Origin of the sequence: Jiulongibacter sediminis (genome assembly GCF_001306455.1) — a bacterium.
Taxonomy (GTDB): Bacteria; Bacteroidota; Bacteroidia; order Cytophagales; family Spirosomataceae; genus Jiulongibacter; species Jiulongibacter sediminis.
In genome coordinates, this window is record NZ_LGTQ01000012.1 from 270,601 (window position 1) to 290,287 (window position 19,687).

The window sequence follows — 19,687 nt, forward strand, 5'->3', positions numbered from 1 at the left end:
CAGATGAATAAAGGCAAATACAATATCTGGGAAGACTACTACGGCAAGAAGCTCTTGCTGGTAGCCATGATTTTATCATTGCTCACTCATGGGGTAATCATGTATTACACGCTTCCTGGCACGTATGATGCCTTTGTTCATATGTTTTTCGCTGATCATTATGCAAGGTTCTGGTTTGAACCATGGGACTACCGCTGGTATACCGGTTTTCTGACGGTAAGTTACCCTCCTTTGGTTCATCAGCTTATTGGGCTATTGAGCAAAGCATTTCCGTTAAAAGTAGCCTTTGCCATTTTTGCCAATGGAATTATGCTAATTCTGATCGTCGGAGTTTACCGTTTCTCAAAAATTTTCTTTGATAAGATGACGGCCGGAATCGCCGCTATTCTGACTGTCGTGCTTTCCTCTATAGTAGAAACGCTACATGTTTACGGTCAAATGCCCACACTCACGGGACTTGCCTTCCTATTGAATGCTCTCCCTTTTTTGTATCAATACATCGTAAAAAGATCTCCCGTTTATCTGGTCATGGCGATGAGCTTTCTGGCAGTTACCATAAGCTCACACCACGTCACAGCCATTTTCGGGATGGTGTTCTTTATTGCACCCACTCTTTTTATGGCAGCTGCTGATGGGCCTTCAAAGGGCGATACTAAAAAGAGAATCGGACTATTTTTGTTGTCAGTAGTTAAATCAGCATGGGATAGAAAAAAAGAACTGATTTTATTCGGCACTATAATGATTGTCATGGCCGTAGGTCTGATTTTCCCATACTGGTACTGGAGCAAAACTGACCCTATCACTCAGGTTTCTATTCCTCACGGATCGCGGGATAACTTTTTTGAGAAAACCTCCTCAGGTCTAATCTTCTACATTATACCTCTAATGCTGGTTTTTGCTTTGCTACCGGCTATCAGTTATAACATCACCAGGCAAAAGCGTTACATCGGGTGGGCTGTTTCCTTTTATCTGTGCCTGCTTTTAGGCAGTGGTGGAACCACCCCAATTCCAAAAATGATGCTTGGAGAGAACGCTTTCAATATTCTCACGCTTGACCGTTTCGGTTTCTGGGCATCTATAATGGCCATCCCATTCATGGCTAAATTCATTTATTCGTTTCTGGCCGGACCCGTTCGCGATTTTTGGGTTGAAAACTTCGGCAGTAAAGTTCACTTTATCATCACAGGAGTATCGGGTTTCACGTATTTCATTTTCATTATTTTCATCTTTCATCTTGGAAGTTTCAGACCTCTTCAGCCCAAAGAAGTTGATATTGACCCCATCATCAATTTCCTCAATAGAGACGAACATATGCGTTGGCGTTTTCTGACGCTGGGTTTTGGTGACCAAATGGCCTGGCTGAGTTCAAATTCTTTGGCCGCCACGGTTGATGGTAATTATCATTCGGCAAGAAGACTCCCTGAATTAACTACAAGACCCGTAGAACGTCTTGAAAATGCGAAGTTTAACGGTGAAGCAGGATTGGCCTCCTTAAACGATTTTCTAACAAAAGCCGAAAAATACAGTCTGAAGTATGTTTTCAGTAACGACCGCTATTATGATCCGCTGCTTTATTACAGCGGCTGGGACCGTACCATACGACTGGAGAACGGCATCATGGTTTGGGAAAAGGGTAACATTTCCACCATCAAGCCGGTAACCCCAAAAGAAATACATCCGGTACTGAAAATCACCTGGGGTACCTTCCCGGTGATGAGCCTGATAGTCGCTATAGGTCTGACGATTTTTTACTTAAAAAAGTATAAAGACAAAGACTATTTCAGTTCTGTTCCGGAAACGAGTCATTATTATCCGATTGCCGCCGTATACGGATCATCGTTACTACCAGCGATCATCTTTTCGGGCCTTCTTCTGTACCAAATTAAAGAGCTTTTGTTTCTTGATGAGCAGAAAGACCCGGAAACCACCGTTCTGAACTTTTATAATCATCTTGATTTTCAACGCTTTGAAACGGCCTTCGGATTTTATAAACCCACCCCAACGTATACACTTGATCAGTATCTGCTGGAGAAGTCAGTTAATGACGGCGGCCTTCTGCCTTCGTATGCTAAACTTGACAGTATCTCAACGGTTAACCTTAACCTGGAAAGCGATAAAGCAGCAGTGCAGGTAAATACCTACTGGCGAACTTCAATGGGTATTCTGGCTGAAACGGATACTCTGAATCTGGAGAAAATCAAGAAAAGCTGGTATATCATCCCAGAGTCGGTTGTGCCTGAAATTCCACCCTATCAAATGAGAAGCTATACGTTCACTTTGTACAAAAAGCAGGGCAAACGCGTAATCAGTAGCTTCCCGACCGTAAAAGACGATTTGATCAAAAAAGCATTTGCAGGCTATCAAAAAGCCAACCTGATCCAGAACGAAGATCAACTCTACATTACCGGTCAATTTCTAAATGCGGATGATATCCCAATAAATGTCGCCTTAAAGGCTGAAGTTGAGGCAGACTCTGGAAAGATATACACCTACTATCCTGAAAAAGAATTTCAGTACAATTTATGGCCAAAGGCCTCGACCTATTTTCAGATCAATTTTACCGCATCTGACTCATTAACGCTTTCAAAAATCAAAAGCATAAAACTCTATGCCGATACTGACGTCAGCCAAAACGGATACATCCATGGTGGAACCATTGGGGTAAAACAAGAATCGGTAGCTGACAATAAAGCGATGCTACAGGTAAACATGTACAACGAACTGAGCACCGACATCAACATTCCCGGAGTTTTACTGGCTGAAGAAGATAAGGACGGGGTCATCAGAAAAGTACAGCTCACCACCCACAGGCGGGCGGTAAGAAGTGGTCTCCACATTGACTTCGATGCCGAATTCGAGAAAGTCGAGAACGTAACCACTGTGGTATCCAAAGTCCCGATTCAGCTGTTTGTTAACGGATCAGGAAGGAAAATGATCAAATCCGAGAAAAAAGCCGGTATCCATGCTCTTCCTCATTGTTTCATTTCACAGGAAATATATCTGCAGTAATGAGAAAGATTCTGCCACATATGGCCCTGTTGTTTCTACTTTTTAGCACCTCGTGCGAAAAAACGGTTTCCGTTCCGGTCTGGCTCAATCAAGCAAATACGCTATCCTTCCAGGATCTTCATCTATCAATTAAAGCTGAAGGCGAAATTAGCGAAGCCAGACTTTATACAGCGTCTAAAACCTTTTCACTCAAAATAAAAAAGGATGAAAATTTTGAACTCAGCATTCCTGAAGAAGTAGAGGGGATTATTGAAGGACCGGCCATTCTTCTGATTGACCTGGACGGTGAGCAGTTTGTTTATGAATTCTATCTGGTGAACCAAATAATATGTGGCTCCGAGAGAGTTGACTATCGCTCACCCAAAACAGTGAACCCGGATAGCGTTTTAGAACACCAGCAAATCATTCATTATATCGATGATTTCAGAAACATCATGCAACCTGAAAATAAACCACTCTTTGAGGAGCATATTTTGGGCCTAACCGGCAAAAGTGGCTTTTACGAAGCCATTGAAAATGAACCCATTACCAATTATTACGTGCAGCCAGGAACGGCCACTAAACTCCCAATAGCCATAAAGAAAGAAAAGAATGAACTGGGTGTAAGTATCGGACCCGTTACAGATGCAATAGGTAACCTGATAGCCGATGGAACGCTGATCTCAATTTACTACACCTCAAATGAAGTGGAGTATCAAATGCAGACGATTATAAGAAATGGATACGCCAGCATACCCTTGAATACATCTAAAGAAATTTCAAACATCTATGCCGTAACCAACGGCTTAAAGTCATCTGTCATCGAACCATGAAATACCTTTTTTACATACTGGGTTTGATTGTAGCACTTCTACTTTACCTGAGAACAGGAAAATATGAAAGAAGCAGCGAACTGCCTGTTTTCCTAAAGCCAGACCCCATTGCGGACGCTCACCAAACCGACATCACCGTAAAAGTGCACTCTCATTTTAAACCAGATTCTGTAAATCTGGAAGATCTGAAAGAAGACTATTCCGCCATCTGGGCCCATTTAAACCATTTGTACGAAACCAATGACGTAAATGCTGGTAAAGAGTATTATACCGAAGACTGGTTTAAACAAATATGTAAAGGAAATAACGAGCCTTTTGACGCAAGCCTGTACAGGAAAGACCTGAACCATAACCTACACATTATGAACTGGTCATCTGACAATCTCGTCTGTACCGCTATTGATAGCAATGCGGTTTTCAGTTATGACATTAATTCATCAAAAAATTTCGAAAGAACATTCCATATGGCCTTTGTTCTCCTCTATCAGGGTGATCACTGGAGAGTAGACGCCATGAAATATTTAAACAATTAAGAAAATGAAAATTGCATTTGTATCCCCGTTCCCGCCGAGTAAGGTTACCTTAAATGAGTACGGCTATCATTTAATCAAAAGCTTCAAAGGCAAACCTGAAGTTGATGAAATTGTGGTCTTGACCAACCACCTGGAAAACAATGAAGCATACGGCGAATATGCTATTGAAGGCATTGAGCTCATTCCTTGCTGGAGCTTTGACAGCTGGACTGCCTTTTTAAATATCCGGAAAGAGATCAAAAAGCAAAAACCGGATGTGGTCATCTTTAACCTTCAATTCATGACTTTTGGTGAAGGAAAAATACCCGCAGCACTGGGACTTCTGACCCCTTTGGCTGTAAAAACATTGGGCATTCCTTCGATCGTGCTACTTCACAATATCACAGAGACTGTTCAACTTGAAAATATTGGAATGGCCGATAGCAAGCTGAAAGCCAGGCTGTTTTTGTGGATCGGTGAGCAATTGACGAAACTTTTGCTTCAGGCTGATCTTCTTGGACTCACCATATCGAAATATGTGGATATCATTCGTGAGAAATATAAGGCGGAGAATGTCACCCTATTACCGCATGGCAATTTTGAATTACCTGAACGCTCTTTTTTACCGAATCCACTGGAAGAGATTAACCTGATGGCCTTCGGGAAGTTTGGTACTTATAAAAAAGTGGAAGTCATGCTGGATGCTGTTAAGATTCTGGAACAAAGATTTCCAAATCTTAAATTCAAAGCCACAGTTGCTGGTACTGACAACCCGAATGTCAAGGGCTACCTTAACGAAGTGGAAAAAAGATATGCTGACATGAAGCACGTTGAGTTCACCGGGTATGTCAGGGAAGAAGACGTAGAAGGCATTTTTAAAGCCAGTACCTTTATCATTTTCCCATACACCACTACTACAGGAAGCTCGGGTATTTTACACCAGGCGGGCAGTTATGCCAGAGCCTGCATCCTCCCCAAAATAGATGACCTCGAAAGAGTTGTAGAAGAAGAAGGTTACGGGGGAGCCTATTTCCAAACTGATAATGCCGAAAGCATGGCAAATGCTATCGCCCCACTCATAGAGAACCCCGCTGAACGCGAAAAACTGGAGGACATGAATTACGAGGCCGCTAAAGGTTTACAAATGACCGAACTGGCCGATATGTACCTCAGACACATTCAAAATTTGAGACAAAAGAAGATTTCTAAAAAAAGCAAAAATGAAAAATTTGATCAATCTTATTCTGGAACTTTTGTATCCACCGTTCAAACGGTTAATGAACTTTAGTGTCTTTGCTTATTTGAGTCTAGGAGCGGTAAATACTGTTCTGAATATTGCTCTGTTTGCATTGTTTTATCAGGTCATACTGATCAAAAGTGAATACCTGATTTTTGGCAGGCCGATAGAATCTTATACCATCAGTCTAGTATACGCCTTTTTGCTAACGATTCCATCAGGTTACTGGCTGGCAAAGCATTTCGCTTTTAAAGCAGAAAACAGTGCCTCCACAGCTTCGTCTTTTATAAAGTATTCGATGGTGGTTACGCAGGGGCTTATAAGCGATTTCCTGCTCATGAAGTTGATGATTGAAGTCATGGACATTCACCCTACCATTGCCAAAGTGAATTCAACAGTCATCGTACTCACCGCAAACTATATTTTGCAGAAGTACTTTACTTTCAAGTCTGCGACCAATTAGAATTTAACATATAATTACGGATAAATTTAATGAGCCTCCATTTTATGGGGGCTTCATTTTTTTACCCAACTCAATCATCTCATTGTATAAGGTTGGTTTTGTTTAGAAAGCCGGTTTCGCTTTGATCCATTTCTCCCAAGAAAAAACAATCAATTTATGTTCTAAAAGGTTAGAGTGAATTTAGAATCATCAAAGTCTAGAGACAAGCTCTTCCTGCAACGCTTTTTGAGTCTTAGACCATTGATTGGACTTTTGAATCCTCACAGCAAAGGCATCTCATTTGTCATGATAATCACGTTTCCCCCGTTTAAAACAGCAGTTGAGAAACCAAATAAGAAAGGGAACCTCCAACAGAGACTAAAGGAAACCCACAGCAAAAGCATTACATCAGGATTGAATATTCAGGGATAACCTCTAGAACAAAAAAACCTCCTGAATTCAATGAAATCAGGAGGAAAAGTAACTCATGAAAAAATATTTTTTACCAGCTGTAAGCAAGATTTAGTGTAAACCAGTTGAACTTGTATCCGCTACCGGTTCCGGCGGCCACATTGCTGGTCTGGTATTTTAAAGACGCCACCAGTGACTTAAAAGAAGTACTTAGCTCTGCCTGATATCTTGTGGCCGACTCAGGTTTATTCTCCTCGATTTGCTGAAAACCAAAACCGCCTTGAACAGCTAGTTTTAAGGGAAACTTTACGGGAAGATTACCAGATAAGTCAGCGAAAATCTCTGAGTTTGAATATCGGTCAGGCGAGAAATACAACTCTTTTTGTTGTGAAAAATGTAAGTACGAATAGTTGAGTCCGGTTTTAAAAACCGGAAACATACTGAACAAATGATAGAGCGAAGCGAATACTTCAACTTTCTTATTATCATCAGAATAACTACCCCGGCTGCCCTGACTGTAAATGCCGGTTTTTGCTCCGGTCATGATATGAGTGATATAGCCCAGATTTGCTGAAGTAATATTTTGTTCATAAAGAGAGGGCGTAAAATTTAAAACGTCTTTACTGTAAAAAAGACTAAGCATCCGTCTGTCATGACGTTGGTATTTAAAGCTTTGTCTGCCTGTCAACCCACCGTAAGATGCTCCTGTCCCCGGTTTGATTTGTAAAAAGTGAATATCTGTTTCTCCGGTAATACCTCTACCCCAGTTTTCTTTCAATTGACCATGCACAAAGTTCGTTTGCACATTTCCTCCATAAATAGAACTCAAATTTGACCTACCTGCGGAACCTCTGAGCTGATACGTTTTTGCTTCTGGTAACTGAAACCAAAACTCTCCGCTATGTCTTACATTACCTCCGATGTCATTGAACAGACTAAAGCGTGTGCCGGCGGAGACCTTTTCTCGATTTTTTATCTTTGAATTAAATGCATTCAATTCCTTTTCACTGAATAAGCCATTATTATTCTCAAAGACTAATATTGCTTTTTCTGCCTGCCCTTTTGCCAATAATACATCCGAGTATTCCTTGACATAATGTTTGTTAGGAAAGGAATGACACAGGCTGTCATAATAAACAAGACCTTCCATATAATTCCCGGATGTGCTTTCCAGCCTTGCCTTTAAAACCAGTACATCAGCAGAATCCAGAAGGTCTTTTTGACTTTCAAGAAATTCACCTGCTTCTCTGGTTTTTGTGTTCCAAAGGAGAGCGTTGAAATAATTAACCACTGCATTTTTAGCCGTTGGCTCGCCTTCCCACGCTCCTTTTGCCTCCACTAACGCAGGCCCCGGTTTATGATTCATGAACAAAGCATAAGACAGGTTGATCCTAACTGTTGTTGGTTCAAACCCAAGTGGAAGCAACTTTGAGTAGGTTTCTATCGCCTTCTGAAAGTTATTAGCCTGAAGCATTAGGTCACCCTTAAATAGTAATATCGGTGCATCTTCAGGATTTTTTACCAGAATGCTGTCAAGCATAGTTCCGGCCTCGGTATAGTTACCTGAAGCCCTTAATTCAGAGGCCTTTTGAATAAACCCTTCTCTTTTCTCATGAGACATGGCCTCTACAACATCCTGAGCAAGACCTTTCAAAGCGGACAAGAAAAAAATCAAAACAATAAGTATTCTTTCGACCTTCTTCATCTCTTTACATTTTCAAGTTGTGTGCTCTGCAAACGTGATTTTAATACGTCAATCAATGACACAATCATTAAGGCATAAACGGTGGTACCAAAAAAAGCCATCACCAGCCCCCAGAATGTGTTATAGATCGGAAAGTAAATGACCCGAACCGAATAAACAATAAACCATATAGCAAGGTAAGCAGACCAAAAAGAGGCAAATGTGGCTTTGGGAACGTCGTGATTCCTCTGCCTGGAAGTAAAAACAAACATCACCGCCATCATGCTACAAAAAAAGCTCAAGCCCAACTGTAACAGGTAAAAAACCGGGATATCTTTACCGGAGATAGAAACTTCATTTTGCAACGAAGGAATCCACTGAAGCCAAAAACCATCATGATGAGTGAAACCATCCAGAACGAGGTGACTAAGTATACCTATCATAGCTGAAATAATCATCATCACCGGCTTCTTCAGGAAAGACCTATTCCAATCAAAATCATAAGTATACCCCAGACGTTTTTGTACTCCTTCCGGAACATGTCGGAGAAGAGGCTTTTTGAGAAACCCGTGAAATAGAAAACAGAAGAGAAGGGTTGCAGGTAGGTCAAAAATTAAAACTCCCGCCCAGTGATGCCCCAGATTTTCCACCTCACGCATCTGAAGAAAAAACTCAAAATCAGGCATAACACTGCCTGCAATCAATGCTGTCTCAGAAAGCTTTAATGACCGTTTCATAAACGGCATAATCACAACCGGATGTGCCAGTGTAAAAGGCATAACTAAGCTTAGCAGGTAAGATGAATTTTTTCAAGCAACTCTGATACCTCCTTCTTATTCACATTTGTTTTGAGAAGGAAGTCATTTGAACCGCTTCGAAGGGCCTTGATGGCAACACTCAAATCTTCCAGAGAAGTACAGAAAACTACCTCAATGGCCGGATTACTATCTTTGATTTTATCCAGAACATCAAGACCATCCATATCCTGCATTTCTTTATCCAGAAAAATAACTTCAGGATTCAGATAAAGATTAGCCAAACAGTCTTCTCCTCCTTCGAATGTTAAAACATTTGTATACCCAATTTCAGCCAGAATCTGCTTGAGTACAGCCACCCAGAACGGGTCATCATCTACCAAAAAGATCTTTTTAGTGTACATTGCTTTTGATTTTTAATTACGGTCTTTACCACGAACAACTACTCTTTGGCATGATCTATACCAAAAACATAAACTACTGATTATATGATAATTACAAGATCAAACATCTCTCCATAATTCCAAATCATGAGCAAAATTCCAGAATATGGAAACCGGAAGAGTCAAATTGTCCAAAGCCGAACACCTCATTCCGAAAATGAACACTGTGAATTTCTTATCTATCTTTGAATGAATATCTTATTGAATTGTGAAAGACAAAAAGCTACTTATCATTGATGACGATGTGGACATTCTGAGTGCCGCAAGACTATTCCTCAAAAGGCATTTTGAAGAGGTGGTCATTGAAAAGAATCCCGAGAAGATTCCTTTCCTCCTGAACAATTATGAGTTCGACCTCATCTTGCTCGACATGAATTTCACTCAGGACGTCAATACCGGGCGGGAGGGCTTTCAATGGCTCGACAGAATTCTGGACCTGAAACCAAAAAGTAAAGTAGTATTATTTACTGCTTATGGTGATGTAGAAATGGCTGTAAAAGCCATAAAACTCGGGGCCAAAGATTTTGTGCTTAAGCCCTGGGACAATGACAAGCTACTCAATACACTAAAAGGTGCTCTCGGAGAAGAAACAGAAGAGAAGATAACAGGCCCAAACCTTCTCATCGGTGAATCAGATGCTATGAAGGCCGTCATGGAAACCATGCAACGGGTGGCACAAACCGACGCTAATATTCTGATCTTAGGCGAAAATGGTACTGGAAAAGACCTTATGGCTCAGGCTCTTCACCAAAATTCAGGTAGAAAAGAAGAGCCGTTTATCAGAGTAGACTTAGCGGCCATTCCGGACACCTTGGTGGAATCTGAGCTTTTCGGGCATATCAAAGGTTCATTCACCGATGCCCGGGAAGATCGGAAAGGAAAATTTGAGGAAGCTCACAAGGGCACTCTATTTCTCGATGAGATCGGCAACTTAAGTCTACCAATACAAAGTAAGCTTCTAACCGTTTTACAAAACCGGCAGGTAAGCCGTGTCGGTGAAAATAAAGAAAGGAAGGTTGATTTCAGGCTGATTTCAGCAACGAACTCCCCGATTTTCGAAGAAAGTACCAATGGAAAATTCAGGCAGGATTTACTATATAGGATTAATACCATCAGCTTGGAAATGCCACCACTGCGAGAGAGAGGAAACGATATTATTTTACTCGGGGAGCATTTCCTCGAGCTTTATGCGGCAAAATACAATCGCCCTCTCGATGGGTTAAGTCATGCACTAAAGAAGGAAATGCTGAGAAACCCGTGGCCGGGTAACGTCCGGGAATTGCAGCACGCGATTGAAAGAGCTGTCATTCTTTCCAGAAATAATAAACTGGAGGTAGAAGATGTTTTTGGCAATGTCAGCCGAATGAAGGCTTCAACAAATGCCGAGCTTAAAAGCTATGACCTGGAAGAAATGGAGAAAAAGTTGATTACAAAAGCTTTGAAACAATTCAATGGAAACATCAGTGACGCCGCCAAAGAACTTGGGCTCTCGCGTGCGGCACTTTACAGAAGGATTGAGAAGTATGAGATCTAGCTTCGATGGCTTCGACAGGCTCAGCCACCGAATATGTCGACATGCTCAGCCCGCGAATTAAATCATAAAATTTCTACACAATGAAAGGATATATGTACATTTTAAAGTGTTCAGATGGTAGTTATTATGTGGGTAGCACAAAGGATTTAGAATTGAGAGTTCTACAACATCAGAATGGAGAAGGAGCAAACCATACCAGAAAGTATTTGCCTGTAGAACTGGTCTATTTTGAGGAGTTTGACCGGATTGACGAAGCTTTCCTCAGAGAAAAACAAATTCAAAAATGGCGAAGAGAAAAGAAAGAAGCTCTGATAAATAAACAACCATCGAAACTACCCATACTTTCCAGGAATTATACCGAGCATCCCTATGACTCGTAAAATGAAAATTCTAAAAATTAAATTTGAATAAAAAATTTCGGCCAATCGACCCCTGAGCCTGTCGAAGAGATCGGTAGGCCACCAATAATGAAACGCTTCTCCCTAAATATTGCATTTCGTATCATCCTGCTGGCAGCTTTCATCTGCCCGGTGCCATTTCTATGGTTAAATGAGCAGCGAGCTGCTGCTATTGTTTTGTTCGTTTTTGCCCTTATTACCGGTGTATCATTTTACCAATACGCTACTTCCGTAAATAAAAAACTGACCCTTTTTTTCGAATCCATCCGTTACTCTGATTTCACTGTAAAATTCAGCTCAGATAATAAGCAAGGGAAAAGTTTTAGCGACCTGAATCAACAGATGAATGAAGTGGTGGATGCCTTTAAGGCCGCACGTGCGGAAAAAGAAGCGAATATCCAGTTTTTAAACACATTGGTACAACACGTGGACGTTGGTATCATTTGCTATGATGCGGGAGAAAATATTGAAATTCTGAACAATGCTGCCATTCGGCTTTTAGAAGTTTATCGCCTTCGTGAGCTGAAAGATCTATTGCCAACGGCCCATGTCAAACTATATACCATCCTTCGGGAATTAAACTCAGGAGAGCGTGTAATGTACGAAACCGAAAACGGAAGCCAACTGGCCATTAATGCTACAAAAGTGAATCTCAGAGGGCGGGCTGTTAAGATAATTTCTTTGCAGAACATCAGAACCGAACTCCAGCAAAAAGAGGTGAGTTCATGGCAAAACCTGACCAAGGTACTTCGGCATGAAATCATGAACAGTATCGCTCCTATTGTTTCTATGGTAGGCACTATGCGGAGTATTGTTAACGAAGACCTGAGTGATAAACCCGAAATTGAAGACTCGGTGGAAGACCTTGGAGAAGCTCTTAAAACCATTGAAAACCGGGGGAAAGGCATAATGAAATTTGTCAATGCCTACCGCGATTTTACCACACTACCGAAACCTTTATTCAGAGAAACCACAGTGGCCGCCGTCTTGGAGAGGGTGGAAACACTTATTAAAGCCGATGCTCAAACTAAAAATGTTAAACTCTCGATTGAGATTGAGCATCCCTACCGGCTTAATATTGACCTTGATCAAATTGAGATGGTGCTCATTAATCTGGTTAAAAACGCTACTGAAGCCATTGAAAATAAAGCTGAAGGAAAAATTGAAATCAGGGCCTACCAGCAAAAAGGGCAACGTTTTATTTTAGTCAAAGACAATGGCAATGGAATTGTGCCGGAAGCTTTGGAGAAAATCTTTATTCCTTTTTACACCACCAAAAAGACGGGGTCGGGTATCGGACTTAGTCTTTCAAAACAAATTTTACAATTGCACCACGGTGATCTCACTGTCAAGTCGGAGCTCGGGAAAGGTTCGGCATTCAGACTTGAATTTTAGGAATTGACAATGAACTTATACCCTTCTCCCCGAACGTTCTCAATCTCTACAGAAGGATCAGACGCCAGCTTCTTACGTAATCTAGAAATATACATATCCAGGCTTCTACTGACTATTACTCCTTCATCTTCCCATATGACTTTCTGAAGGTAGTCGCGTTTTACAATCTGGTTGGGTTGCTGAATCAGTAGTTCCAAAAGCCGGTATTCCTTGTATGTCAGTTTCACTTTGACATTACCAAGTCGAAGAATTTGATTCCTATGATCAAGTGAAATATTCCCTGGATTTTCCCCGGAGTTCTTTTCTGTCCGTTTTAAATATGAGAATGCCCCAAGAATCAGCACGGGAATAGCCAAAAGAAACCATAAGTATGACAAAGCAGGCTCACTAATAGCTATTTGAATCTCAATATAGTAACAACTCTGAGGCAGAACACGACCTTTGCACGGCACCAGATCCTTCTTTTCTCCCGGGGATATCAGGAAGGAATAAACTGTTTCTTTCCGGTAACAATCCTTCACTTCAAATACAGATTCACCGGAGGTATCAAAAGTCCCTGCTATTTGCTGAGCAATGGAAACAAGCGTATCAGGGTGGATAGACAAATCGGATTCAAACTGAATTCTATAGGTCAGTTCGTCGAGTTTCTTTACCGGCAAGACCAAAGAAACCGTGTCGCCCGAAGCCTTTAAGAGCTCATGAGCCACCATTCTCAATTTAACTTCAAGCTTCGACTGATCAAAACTTTGGGCAAGCGTTGGGCTCGTAAAGCTCAACAACAAAATTATCAACAACCACTTTTTCACACCTAAAAGTACCAAGAAGGAAACATTAGACTCATCCGCCTCCTGCCTTTTTACATTTTTTTAAACTCTTTTACATTGTTCTGACGCGGCATGCAAGAATTATTATTCTTCTACTCTTAACAGCGAACGGTCAGAAGTGCATGAGTTATTTCCTTTAAAAAAGAAATGAAAAAGCTGACCTTTAACAAGGTACTAATTTAATTCCCACTCTCCCGATTCATAGAATTTGAGAATTTTCTCCTGAAGCAAAAATTGATATTTCGCCTGAACAAGATTTGAATTTGCTCGATCCAGATTGGTTTTAGCCAGAATGTATTCCAACGTATTCACGGTTCCGGCCTCAATCTGAGCCTGAACAGCCTGCATATTCCGACTATTGATGGCTACCTGGTTTTGTGTATTTTGATATTGCTCCCCGGCTATCTCGTAGTTTTGTAAAGCACTTTCATAAACCCTGTTCACAGCGAGTTTTGCATTTCGTAATTGATTCTGTGCAATTCGTTTCTGCACCTGAGCGGCCTGCATTCGCGGTGAAGTCTGGAATTTTCCGAAGATTGGAATCTGAAGGCCAAGGGTAAACGAACCATTACGGGTAGCGTTAATCTGCTCAAAAAACTTCTGTTCGGGATTAGAGGATGCGTAAAAGGTATTCCAATCTGCATAGAAATTCAAAGATGGTAGATTTTCAGCTTTAATCGACTTGTATTGGCTGTCAAAACTTTTGATCAGGAACTCCGAGGATCTTATTTCAGGCAACCTTTCGTAAATCTCTTCTTTTGCCACTCCGTATTGAGCTACCACCAGCTCCGGAGCGTCAATCCGTTCGAAACTCGCCGTCTCGTCCACCGGCCTGTTTAATAGTTGGAAAAGATTTAACCGAGACTGCCTTTCAGATCCTTTGGCGTTCACAAGGGTGTACTCGTCATTAGCTCTTTGTGTTTGAATTTGCAGAAGCTCTTTTTGCCCCAAAGTACCGGCCTCCACCTGTAATTTGACTCTGTTTTCCTGCTCGCGTGAACTCGCCACTTGTGAGTTTGCGACTGCCACCAGCTCCTGAGATTGCAAAACCGTAAGGTAAGCCTGTATAATGCGAACCGTAAGATCATTTTGCATGGCTTTTGCCTGCTCCTCACTTGATTTTAGAGCCAATTGAGAAGCCTCAATCCCGTTTTTGATTCTAAACCCCTGAAAAATAGGCTGACTCAGACTGGCCTGAGTATACGTGCTATTATAAACCTCATTGATGTAGGAATTGGTAAAACGGTCAATACTTCGACCAGTGTTGGTACTTTGATACAACTCCAGACTCATGCGGGGCAATCTCCGACTTTTAGCCGCATCCAGATCGGTACCAGCCAACTCAGCATTCAGTACCGAACTTTGATAATCCGGGTGATTATTGACTGCAATCTCTACACATTCTTTGAGAGAAAGTTGCTGAGCAAAAACAGGTTGTAAACCCAAAGTCAAAAGGGCTAACTTAAGTATCTTTTTCATAATTAATCTTTCAAAATCAGGTAAGACAAAAGGTCGGAATTATACATCCAGCCATCCATCTTTCAATTTAATTATCCGCTCGCCATAGGCAGCATTTTTCTCGGAGTGCGTCACCTGAACGATAGTTACTCCGTCTTTTTCATTCAATTCTTTGAAAAGCTTCATAATATCATCGGCTTGTTCCGAGTGCAGGTTTCCGGTGGGTTCATCAGCGAAAATGACCTTTGGTTCGCTCACGATAGCCCGGGCCACTCCCACCAGCTGCTGCTGACCACCACTAAGCTGGCTTGGGAACAAATCCTTTTTCCCGACGATATTAAAGCGATCCAGAATATCCGCCACCTTACTTTTCCGCTCCGAGCTTTTCATTCCTTTATATAGCAAAGGGGTTTCAATGTTTTCATAAACCGTCAGCTCATCGATCAGGTGATAAGCCTGAAAAACAAAGCCAATAGCATTTCGGTGAAGCTCAGTTCGCTTTTTCTCATTGAGTTTTTGAACCGGTGAATCCATGAAAAGATACTCGCCTTCAGAGGCGGCCTCCAGCAAACCAAGAATATGTAGCAAAGTAGACTTACCAGAGCCAGATGGGCCCATGATACTCACAAATTCTCCCTCCCCGATCTCGAGACTAATATTGCGAAGCACATACGTTTTCCCGAAACCGGCCGGATAGTATTTTGAAATGTTATTAAGCTTTATCATTTGTTTTTAATTGTCTCAATTATTCGTTTCTAAGTGTAGTTCCGGGATTCATCAAAGCCCCCTTAAGCGTTTGAAAACTCACCGTAATAAAAGCAATCATTAAGGCCAGAATGGCAACCCCGGCCACCATCCATCCATTGATTTCAATGGCATACGGAAAATCGGATAGCCAATTACTCATCAAATAAATAGTAACAGGTGTGGCTAGCAGTAGAGCGATTACTACCAAAATCAGAAAGTCTTTACTCAACAAAGCAACAACCGAAGCTACGCTGGCACCCAGCACCTTTCTCACCCCTATTTCTTTGATTCGGGCTTCCACGGTATACATGGTCAAACCAAACAATCCCAAACAGGCAATCAGAATAGCCAGCACTGAAGCTGTGGTAAATACCAGACCGTATTGCTGTTCGGCTTGGAGGCTTTCTGCAAAATCTTCTTCAAGGAAGGAATAATCAAAAGGATTGCCCGGAAAATACTGTCTGTACAAATTTCCGAGAGAAGCCAACTGCTTTTTCCGGTCACCTTTTGCCAGTTTCACTGAAAAAAATTGTCCGTATTGCTGAGGATAAAAAATGATAGGATCGATCTCACTTTGCAAACCTAAATGGTGATAATCGGCAGAGACGCCAATAATATCAAGATGACGCTCGTCCCACTGAATTCCCTCCAACATAGCCTCCTGAGCTGATTCAAAACCCATATACTCCAAGGCCGTTTCATTGATCATCACCTTTGAATTGGAGTTCCAGTCAACCCTTACCTCTTCCGGAGTAAACGTTCTTCCCGCTTTTAGAGGAATACCGTAAGTATCAAAATACTCACCCTCAGTGCATACAAAGGCGTAAGAGTTATACTTGTCATCGGGTTTTGAGCCCGGGTGGGTAAAGCCGTTGGTTCTGAAATTATAGAACCGGGCCGGTACCGCTCCGGAAAGAGCATATTTTTCAACCATTGACTGAGAAGCCAATTCATTCAAAAAAGCATTTCTGCGACTGTCAAAATTATCTCCGTAAATGGCCGGGCCACGAATAACGAGCATCTGCTCGGCATCTACTCCTAAATCCTTATTTCTGAGGTAGTCAAGCTGGGAGTAAATTACAACCGTGGCGAAAATGAGAGCAACAGAAACGCCAAACTGCATGACCACCAAAGACTTGCGTAAGAAAGAACCCGACTTCCCTGATTTTGCCAAACCTTTGATGGTTTCTACTGTCTTAAATCGGGTACTGACCAAAGCCGCATAAACTCCCGAAATCAGGGTACCCAGAAGTAAAGCCAGTGCACCAATTAGCCAAACTGAAGGAGATAAATGAGCAAATAATGGAAGGTCCTTACCAATCATTTCGTTGAAAAGTGGCCGGCAAAGAATGATTATCACCAAAGCCACCAGAAATCCAATAAGGTTTACAAGGGCCGTTTGCATTAAAAACTGGCCAAGAAGACTCTTTTGATCAGCTCCGATAGCCTTTCTTACGCCCACCTCTACCGACCGCTTCAAAGAATTAGCAGTGGAAAGATTCACATAATTAAACCAGGCAATCAGAAGAATCATCAGCCCGATGGCTCCCAGAATATACACGTATTTAATATTTCCATAAGTAGGTAGGGGATCATTCAAAGAAGCACCCAAATGCATTTCTGTCAGAGGCTGAAGCTTAAAACTCACACCATCGTCTTCTCTGCTGACAGATTCGCGATAAGCCGTGAGTTTTGCTTCCAGCTGTTCAACGTTTGTGTTGGATTTGAGTAAGAGTATAGTTTGAGCAAATTGACTATCAAGATTATTGAGGTTAGCCCATCCATTTCCATTAAGATTGGCCTCATTCTTCAGCGTCTCCAAGGAAAAGGCCATATCCATATCAAAATCAGAGTTGTAGGACATGTCTTCATATACTCCTTTTACGGTATAGATCGTTTTACCGAACTGGTTATGAAGTATCAGATTTTGATTGATCGGATCGCTATCTCCAAAGTACTTAAGAGCTGAGCTTTTTGAGATAAATACGGTATTCGGCTCGTTTAAACCGGAAGCATTACCAGCGAGAATCGGGAAGCTGAAAACCTCAAAAAAGTTACCTTCCACGTAGTGAATATCCGCTTCACGGAAAGAAAGGTCGTTCTCTTCATTTTGAACCACCCCACTGGTGATGCCATTATCCTTTCTGCTTGCCGCCTCTATTTCAGGAAAATTCTCAACAAAACGGGCTGCAAACCCAGGCTCAAGCTCAGACCACGATTCACCATTTTTATCAACGTTGATGACACGGTAAATGCGGTCTGCATTTTCATGAAATTGATTAACCCCCGTTTCTATGCCGATGTATTGCAGAATGAATAAAAACGCGGCAATGCCCAGAGCAAGCCCACCAATATTAATAAAACTAAAGGTCTTATTCCTTTTGAGATTCCGATAAGCTGATAGTAGATGATGTCTGAGCATAACTGGTTTTTTAAGCTTCACTCAGAAAGATACCCAAACTATGCCAACAATATTAGAATACTGGAATTCAATTAGTTATGGAAAATAAAATTTCAATAGACTGTTCAGAAACGGACAAGTTTGTGCAACAGTGGACAGCCTCAGTCTACCGAATATTTAAAAGCATAAGCCGGCTGAGCAGGAATACCTTTGGGCAATGTAACGACTACCTTACCGTTTTCAACAGCCCATTTCAAAGGCTTGGTGTAACCGAGAAGTTGCATTTTTGAGTTTGTCGCAGGCAAATTGACTGACCAGCTGACTTTTCCATTTTTTGAATTCGTTGCGAGGGCATAAACCGAGGCATCTTTGCCTTTGGTAAAATAAACCTGACCGTCCTGAAAGTCCGGAAGTGCTCTGGTTTCATAGATAGCCTCTCCATTGATATTCATCCATTCGCCAATTTCTTCCAGTCTTTCAACCTGCTCTGGCAGAAAAACGCCATCGGCCGTTGGGCCAACACCGAGAAGTAAATTTCCGCCTTTGGCGACAATCTCAATTAGCAGATGAATGACTTTCTCCGCTGATTTGAATTTATCATTGGGCACATAACCCCATGCTCCACCAAGGGTGATGCAGCTTTCCCAAGGGTCTTCAGACATCGTGGACGGAATCCCTTGCTCAGGTGTTCGGTAGTTTTCAAAAGGTCCGTGAACCGTACGATCCACGATCAGTAAGCCTTCCTGATTTTTACGAGCCATTTCAGCCAGTTTGGGCATATTGATTTCCTGATCAAATTCCGGGATAGGAGCTCCCCAGGCAATCACCTCCTCTGTCACCGTATTTCTGGGCCGCACCCAGCCGCCATCTAACCAAAGGATATCGATATCGCCATAATTCGTAGTCAATTCATTGATTTGATTATGCGTGAAGTCCACATATCGTTGCCAACGTTCAGGGTGTTTCCGAATATCATAATTGACGTTTCGGTCGGGGGTTGCGTAATAATCCCACCAGAAATCCTGTGAGTGCCAGTCCGGCTTTGAATAATAGGCCCCTATCATCATATCCCGTTCTCTGAACGCATCAAAAACATGTTTGGCCACATCGGCTTTTGGGTGATTTTTGAAAGGCCCACCAGAGATTTTGTAGTCTGTATACTGCGTATCAAACATATTGAAACCATCATGATGTTTGGTCGTGAACACCACGTATTTTATTCCCGCCTTCTCTGCTGCCTCTGCCCATTGATCAGGGTCAAAGCCAGTCGGATTAAACTGATCTTTTAATCCCCAATACCATTGCTTATAATCATGATAGGCCACATTACTATCGCCACGTGTAATCCAGTCTTCATTGCATAAACTCCAGGATTCTATGATACCCGGCACCGCATAAATACCCCAGTGAATGAGCATACCGAATTTCTGATCCCGCCAGTGTTCAAGCTTTTCAGCTACTCTTGGGTCTTCAGGATATTGGTATTCCGTGGAAACCGGATGAATGGTATTTTGCCCTTTGGCAAAGCCCATCAAACTAAAGAAGAGTAAAGTCAGTACGGCGGTTTTCTGTTTCGGATGCATAGTTTCAAATCAATTGCTGAGCAAATGAATGAAGAATGATTA

The 19,687-nt window shown here is 41.8% G+C and carries 16 protein-coding genes; 8 read left to right on the top strand and 8 right to left on the bottom strand.

The window, feature by feature from the left end; all coding sequences use genetic code 11:
• Positions 1 to 3: 3 nt before the first annotated feature.
• From AFM12_RS16125 to AFM12_RS16145, 5 genes are read left to right on the top strand one after another with little or no spacing between them, the layout of a single operon-like run.
• Entirely contained in the window at positions 4 to 3,009 is a 3,006-nt protein-coding gene (locus tag AFM12_RS16125) for a putative glycosyltransferase family protein (protein ID WP_055150205.1), read from the top strand.
• Entirely contained in the window at positions 3,009 to 3,821 is an 813-nt protein-coding gene (locus AFM12_RS16130) for a hypothetical protein (protein WP_055150208.1), read from the top strand. Before AFM12_RS16125 ends, AFM12_RS16130 begins: the two co-directional genes overlap by 1 nt.
• Positions 3,818 to 4,354, top strand: a complete 537-nt coding sequence (locus tag AFM12_RS16135; protein ID WP_055150211.1) for a hypothetical protein — start codon at positions 3,818 to 3,820, stop codon at positions 4,352 to 4,354. Before AFM12_RS16130 ends, AFM12_RS16135 begins: the two co-directional genes overlap by 4 nt.
• 4 nt (positions 4,355 to 4,358) lie before the next feature.
• Positions 4,359 to 5,621: a glycosyltransferase gene (locus tag AFM12_RS16140; protein ID WP_082391383.1), complete on the top strand. Its 1,263-nt coding sequence runs from the start codon at positions 4,359 to 4,361 to the stop codon at positions 5,619 to 5,621.
• Complete coding sequence (locus AFM12_RS16145; protein WP_229308521.1) at positions 5,611 to 6,033, top strand: GtrA family protein; 423 nt, start codon at positions 5,611 to 5,613, stop codon at positions 6,031 to 6,033. Before AFM12_RS16140 ends, AFM12_RS16145 begins: the two co-directional genes overlap by 11 nt.
• Positions 6,034 to 6,514: 481 nt before the next feature.
• Here AFM12_RS16145 and AFM12_RS16150 read toward each other — a convergent pair whose 3' ends face one another.
• From AFM12_RS16150 to AFM12_RS16160, 3 genes are read right to left on the bottom strand one after another with little or no spacing between them, the layout of a single operon-like run.
• Positions 6,515 to 8,128 carry a tetratricopeptide repeat protein gene (locus AFM12_RS16150; RefSeq protein WP_055150217.1) on the bottom strand — a complete coding sequence of 538 codons (1,614 nt, stop codon included), beginning with the start codon at positions 8,126 to 8,128 and terminating at the stop codon, positions 6,515 to 6,517.
• Positions 8,125 to 8,886: a DUF4184 family protein gene (locus tag AFM12_RS16155; protein WP_082391384.1), complete on the bottom strand. Its 762-nt coding sequence runs from the start codon at positions 8,884 to 8,886 to the stop codon at positions 8,125 to 8,127. The genes AFM12_RS16150 and AFM12_RS16155 overlap by 4 nt, the downstream gene beginning before the upstream one ends.
• A gap of 8 nt (positions 8,887 to 8,894) precedes the next feature.
• Positions 8,895 to 9,266: a response regulator gene (locus AFM12_RS16160; protein WP_055150223.1), complete on the bottom strand. Its 372-nt coding sequence runs from the start codon at positions 9,264 to 9,266 to the stop codon at positions 8,895 to 8,897.
• Positions 9,267 to 9,513: 247 nt separating this feature from the next.
• Here AFM12_RS16160 and AFM12_RS16165 point away from each other — a divergent pair, with 247 nt between their 5' ends.
• From AFM12_RS16165 to AFM12_RS16175, 3 genes are all read left to right on the top strand, one after another.
• Positions 9,514 to 10,839 (top strand): sigma-54-dependent transcriptional regulator, encoded by a 1,326-nt coding sequence (locus AFM12_RS16165; protein ID WP_055150226.1) that lies wholly within the window; start codon positions 9,514 to 9,516, stop codon positions 10,837 to 10,839.
• Positions 10,840 to 10,919: 80 nt separating this feature from the next.
• Positions 10,920 to 11,219 carry a GIY-YIG nuclease family protein gene (locus AFM12_RS16170; protein WP_055150229.1) on the top strand — a complete coding sequence of 100 codons (300 nt, stop codon included), beginning with the start codon at positions 10,920 to 10,922 and terminating at the stop codon, positions 11,217 to 11,219.
• Positions 11,220 to 11,306: 87 nt separating this feature from the next.
• On the top strand, positions 11,307 to 12,632 hold the full coding sequence (locus AFM12_RS16175; protein WP_055150232.1) for a sensor histidine kinase: 1,326 nt from the start codon (positions 11,307 to 11,309) through the stop codon (positions 12,630 to 12,632).
• On the opposite strand, the gene AFM12_RS16180 is transcribed toward AFM12_RS16175, so the two are convergent.
• From AFM12_RS16180 to AFM12_RS16200, 5 genes are all read right to left on the bottom strand, one after another.
• Positions 12,629 to 13,408: a winged helix-turn-helix domain-containing protein gene (locus AFM12_RS16180; RefSeq protein ID WP_157687444.1), complete on the bottom strand. Its 780-nt coding sequence runs from the start codon at positions 13,406 to 13,408 to the stop codon at positions 12,629 to 12,631. The two genes, AFM12_RS16175 and AFM12_RS16180, sit on opposite strands and share 4 nt — an antisense overlap.
• 222 nt (positions 13,409 to 13,630) lie before the next feature.
• A complete protein-coding gene (locus AFM12_RS16185; RefSeq protein WP_055150238.1) occupies positions 13,631 to 14,935 on the bottom strand; it encodes a TolC family protein in 1,305 nt (434 codons plus the stop codon).
• 39 nt (positions 14,936 to 14,974) lie between these two features.
• Positions 14,975 to 15,640 (bottom strand): ABC transporter ATP-binding protein, encoded by a 666-nt coding sequence (locus AFM12_RS16190; RefSeq protein ID WP_055150240.1) that lies wholly within the window; start codon positions 15,638 to 15,640, stop codon positions 14,975 to 14,977.
• A 19-nt stretch (positions 15,641 to 15,659) separates the two neighbouring features.
• Positions 15,660 to 18,083 (bottom strand): ABC transporter permease, encoded by a 2,424-nt coding sequence (locus AFM12_RS16195; RefSeq protein ID WP_055150242.1) that lies wholly within the window; start codon positions 18,081 to 18,083, stop codon positions 15,660 to 15,662.
• Positions 18,084 to 18,223: 140 nt separating this feature from the next.
• Positions 18,224 to 19,645, bottom strand: a complete 1,422-nt coding sequence (locus AFM12_RS16200) for an alpha-L-fucosidase (protein WP_055150244.1) — start codon at positions 19,643 to 19,645, stop codon at positions 18,224 to 18,226.
• Positions 19,646 to 19,687: the final 42 nt, after the last annotated feature.

Excerpts from the sequence above, each read along its gene's own strand:
- AFM12_RS16125 (WP_055150205.1), top strand. The coding sequence starts at position 4 with ATGAATAAAGGCAAATACAATATCTGGGAAGACTACTACGGCAAGAAG.
- AFM12_RS16130 (WP_055150208.1), top strand. The coding sequence starts at position 3,009 with ATGAGAAAGATTCTGCCACATATGGCCCTGTTGTTTCTACTTTTTAGC.
- AFM12_RS16135 (WP_055150211.1), top strand. The coding sequence starts at position 3,818 with ATGAAATACCTTTTTTACATACTGGGTTTGATTGTAGCACTTCTACTT.
- AFM12_RS16140 (WP_082391383.1), top strand. The coding sequence starts at position 4,359 with ATGAAAATTGCATTTGTATCCCCGTTCCCGCCGAGTAAGGTTACCTTA.
- AFM12_RS16145 (WP_229308521.1), top strand. The coding sequence starts at position 5,611 with ATGAACTTTAGTGTCTTTGCTTATTTGAGTCTAGGAGCGGTAAATACT.
- AFM12_RS16150 (WP_055150217.1), bottom strand. The coding sequence starts at position 8,128 with ATGAAGAAGGTCGAAAGAATACTTATTGTTTTGATTTTTTTCTTGTCC.
- AFM12_RS16155 (WP_082391384.1), bottom strand. The coding sequence starts at position 8,886 with ATGCCTTTTACACTGGCACATCCGGTTGTGATTATGCCGTTTATGAAA.
- AFM12_RS16160 (WP_055150223.1), bottom strand. The coding sequence starts at position 9,266 with ATGTACACTAAAAAGATCTTTTTGGTAGATGATGACCCGTTCTGGGTG.
- AFM12_RS16170 (WP_055150229.1), top strand. The coding sequence starts at position 10,920 with ATGAAAGGATATATGTACATTTTAAAGTGTTCAGATGGTAGTTATTAT.
- AFM12_RS16175 (WP_055150232.1), top strand. The coding sequence starts at position 11,307 with ATGAAACGCTTCTCCCTAAATATTGCATTTCGTATCATCCTGCTGGCA.
- AFM12_RS16185 (WP_055150238.1), bottom strand. The coding sequence starts at position 14,935 with ATGAAAAAGATACTTAAGTTAGCCCTTTTGACTTTGGGTTTACAACCT.
- AFM12_RS16190 (WP_055150240.1), bottom strand. The coding sequence starts at position 15,640 with ATGATAAAGCTTAATAACATTTCAAAATACTATCCGGCCGGTTTCGGG.
- AFM12_RS16195 (WP_055150242.1), bottom strand. The coding sequence starts at position 18,083 with ATGCTCAGACATCATCTACTATCAGCTTATCGGAATCTCAAAAGGAAT.
- AFM12_RS16200 (WP_055150244.1), bottom strand. The coding sequence starts at position 19,645 with ATGCATCCGAAACAGAAAACCGCCGTACTGACTTTACTCTTCTTTAGT.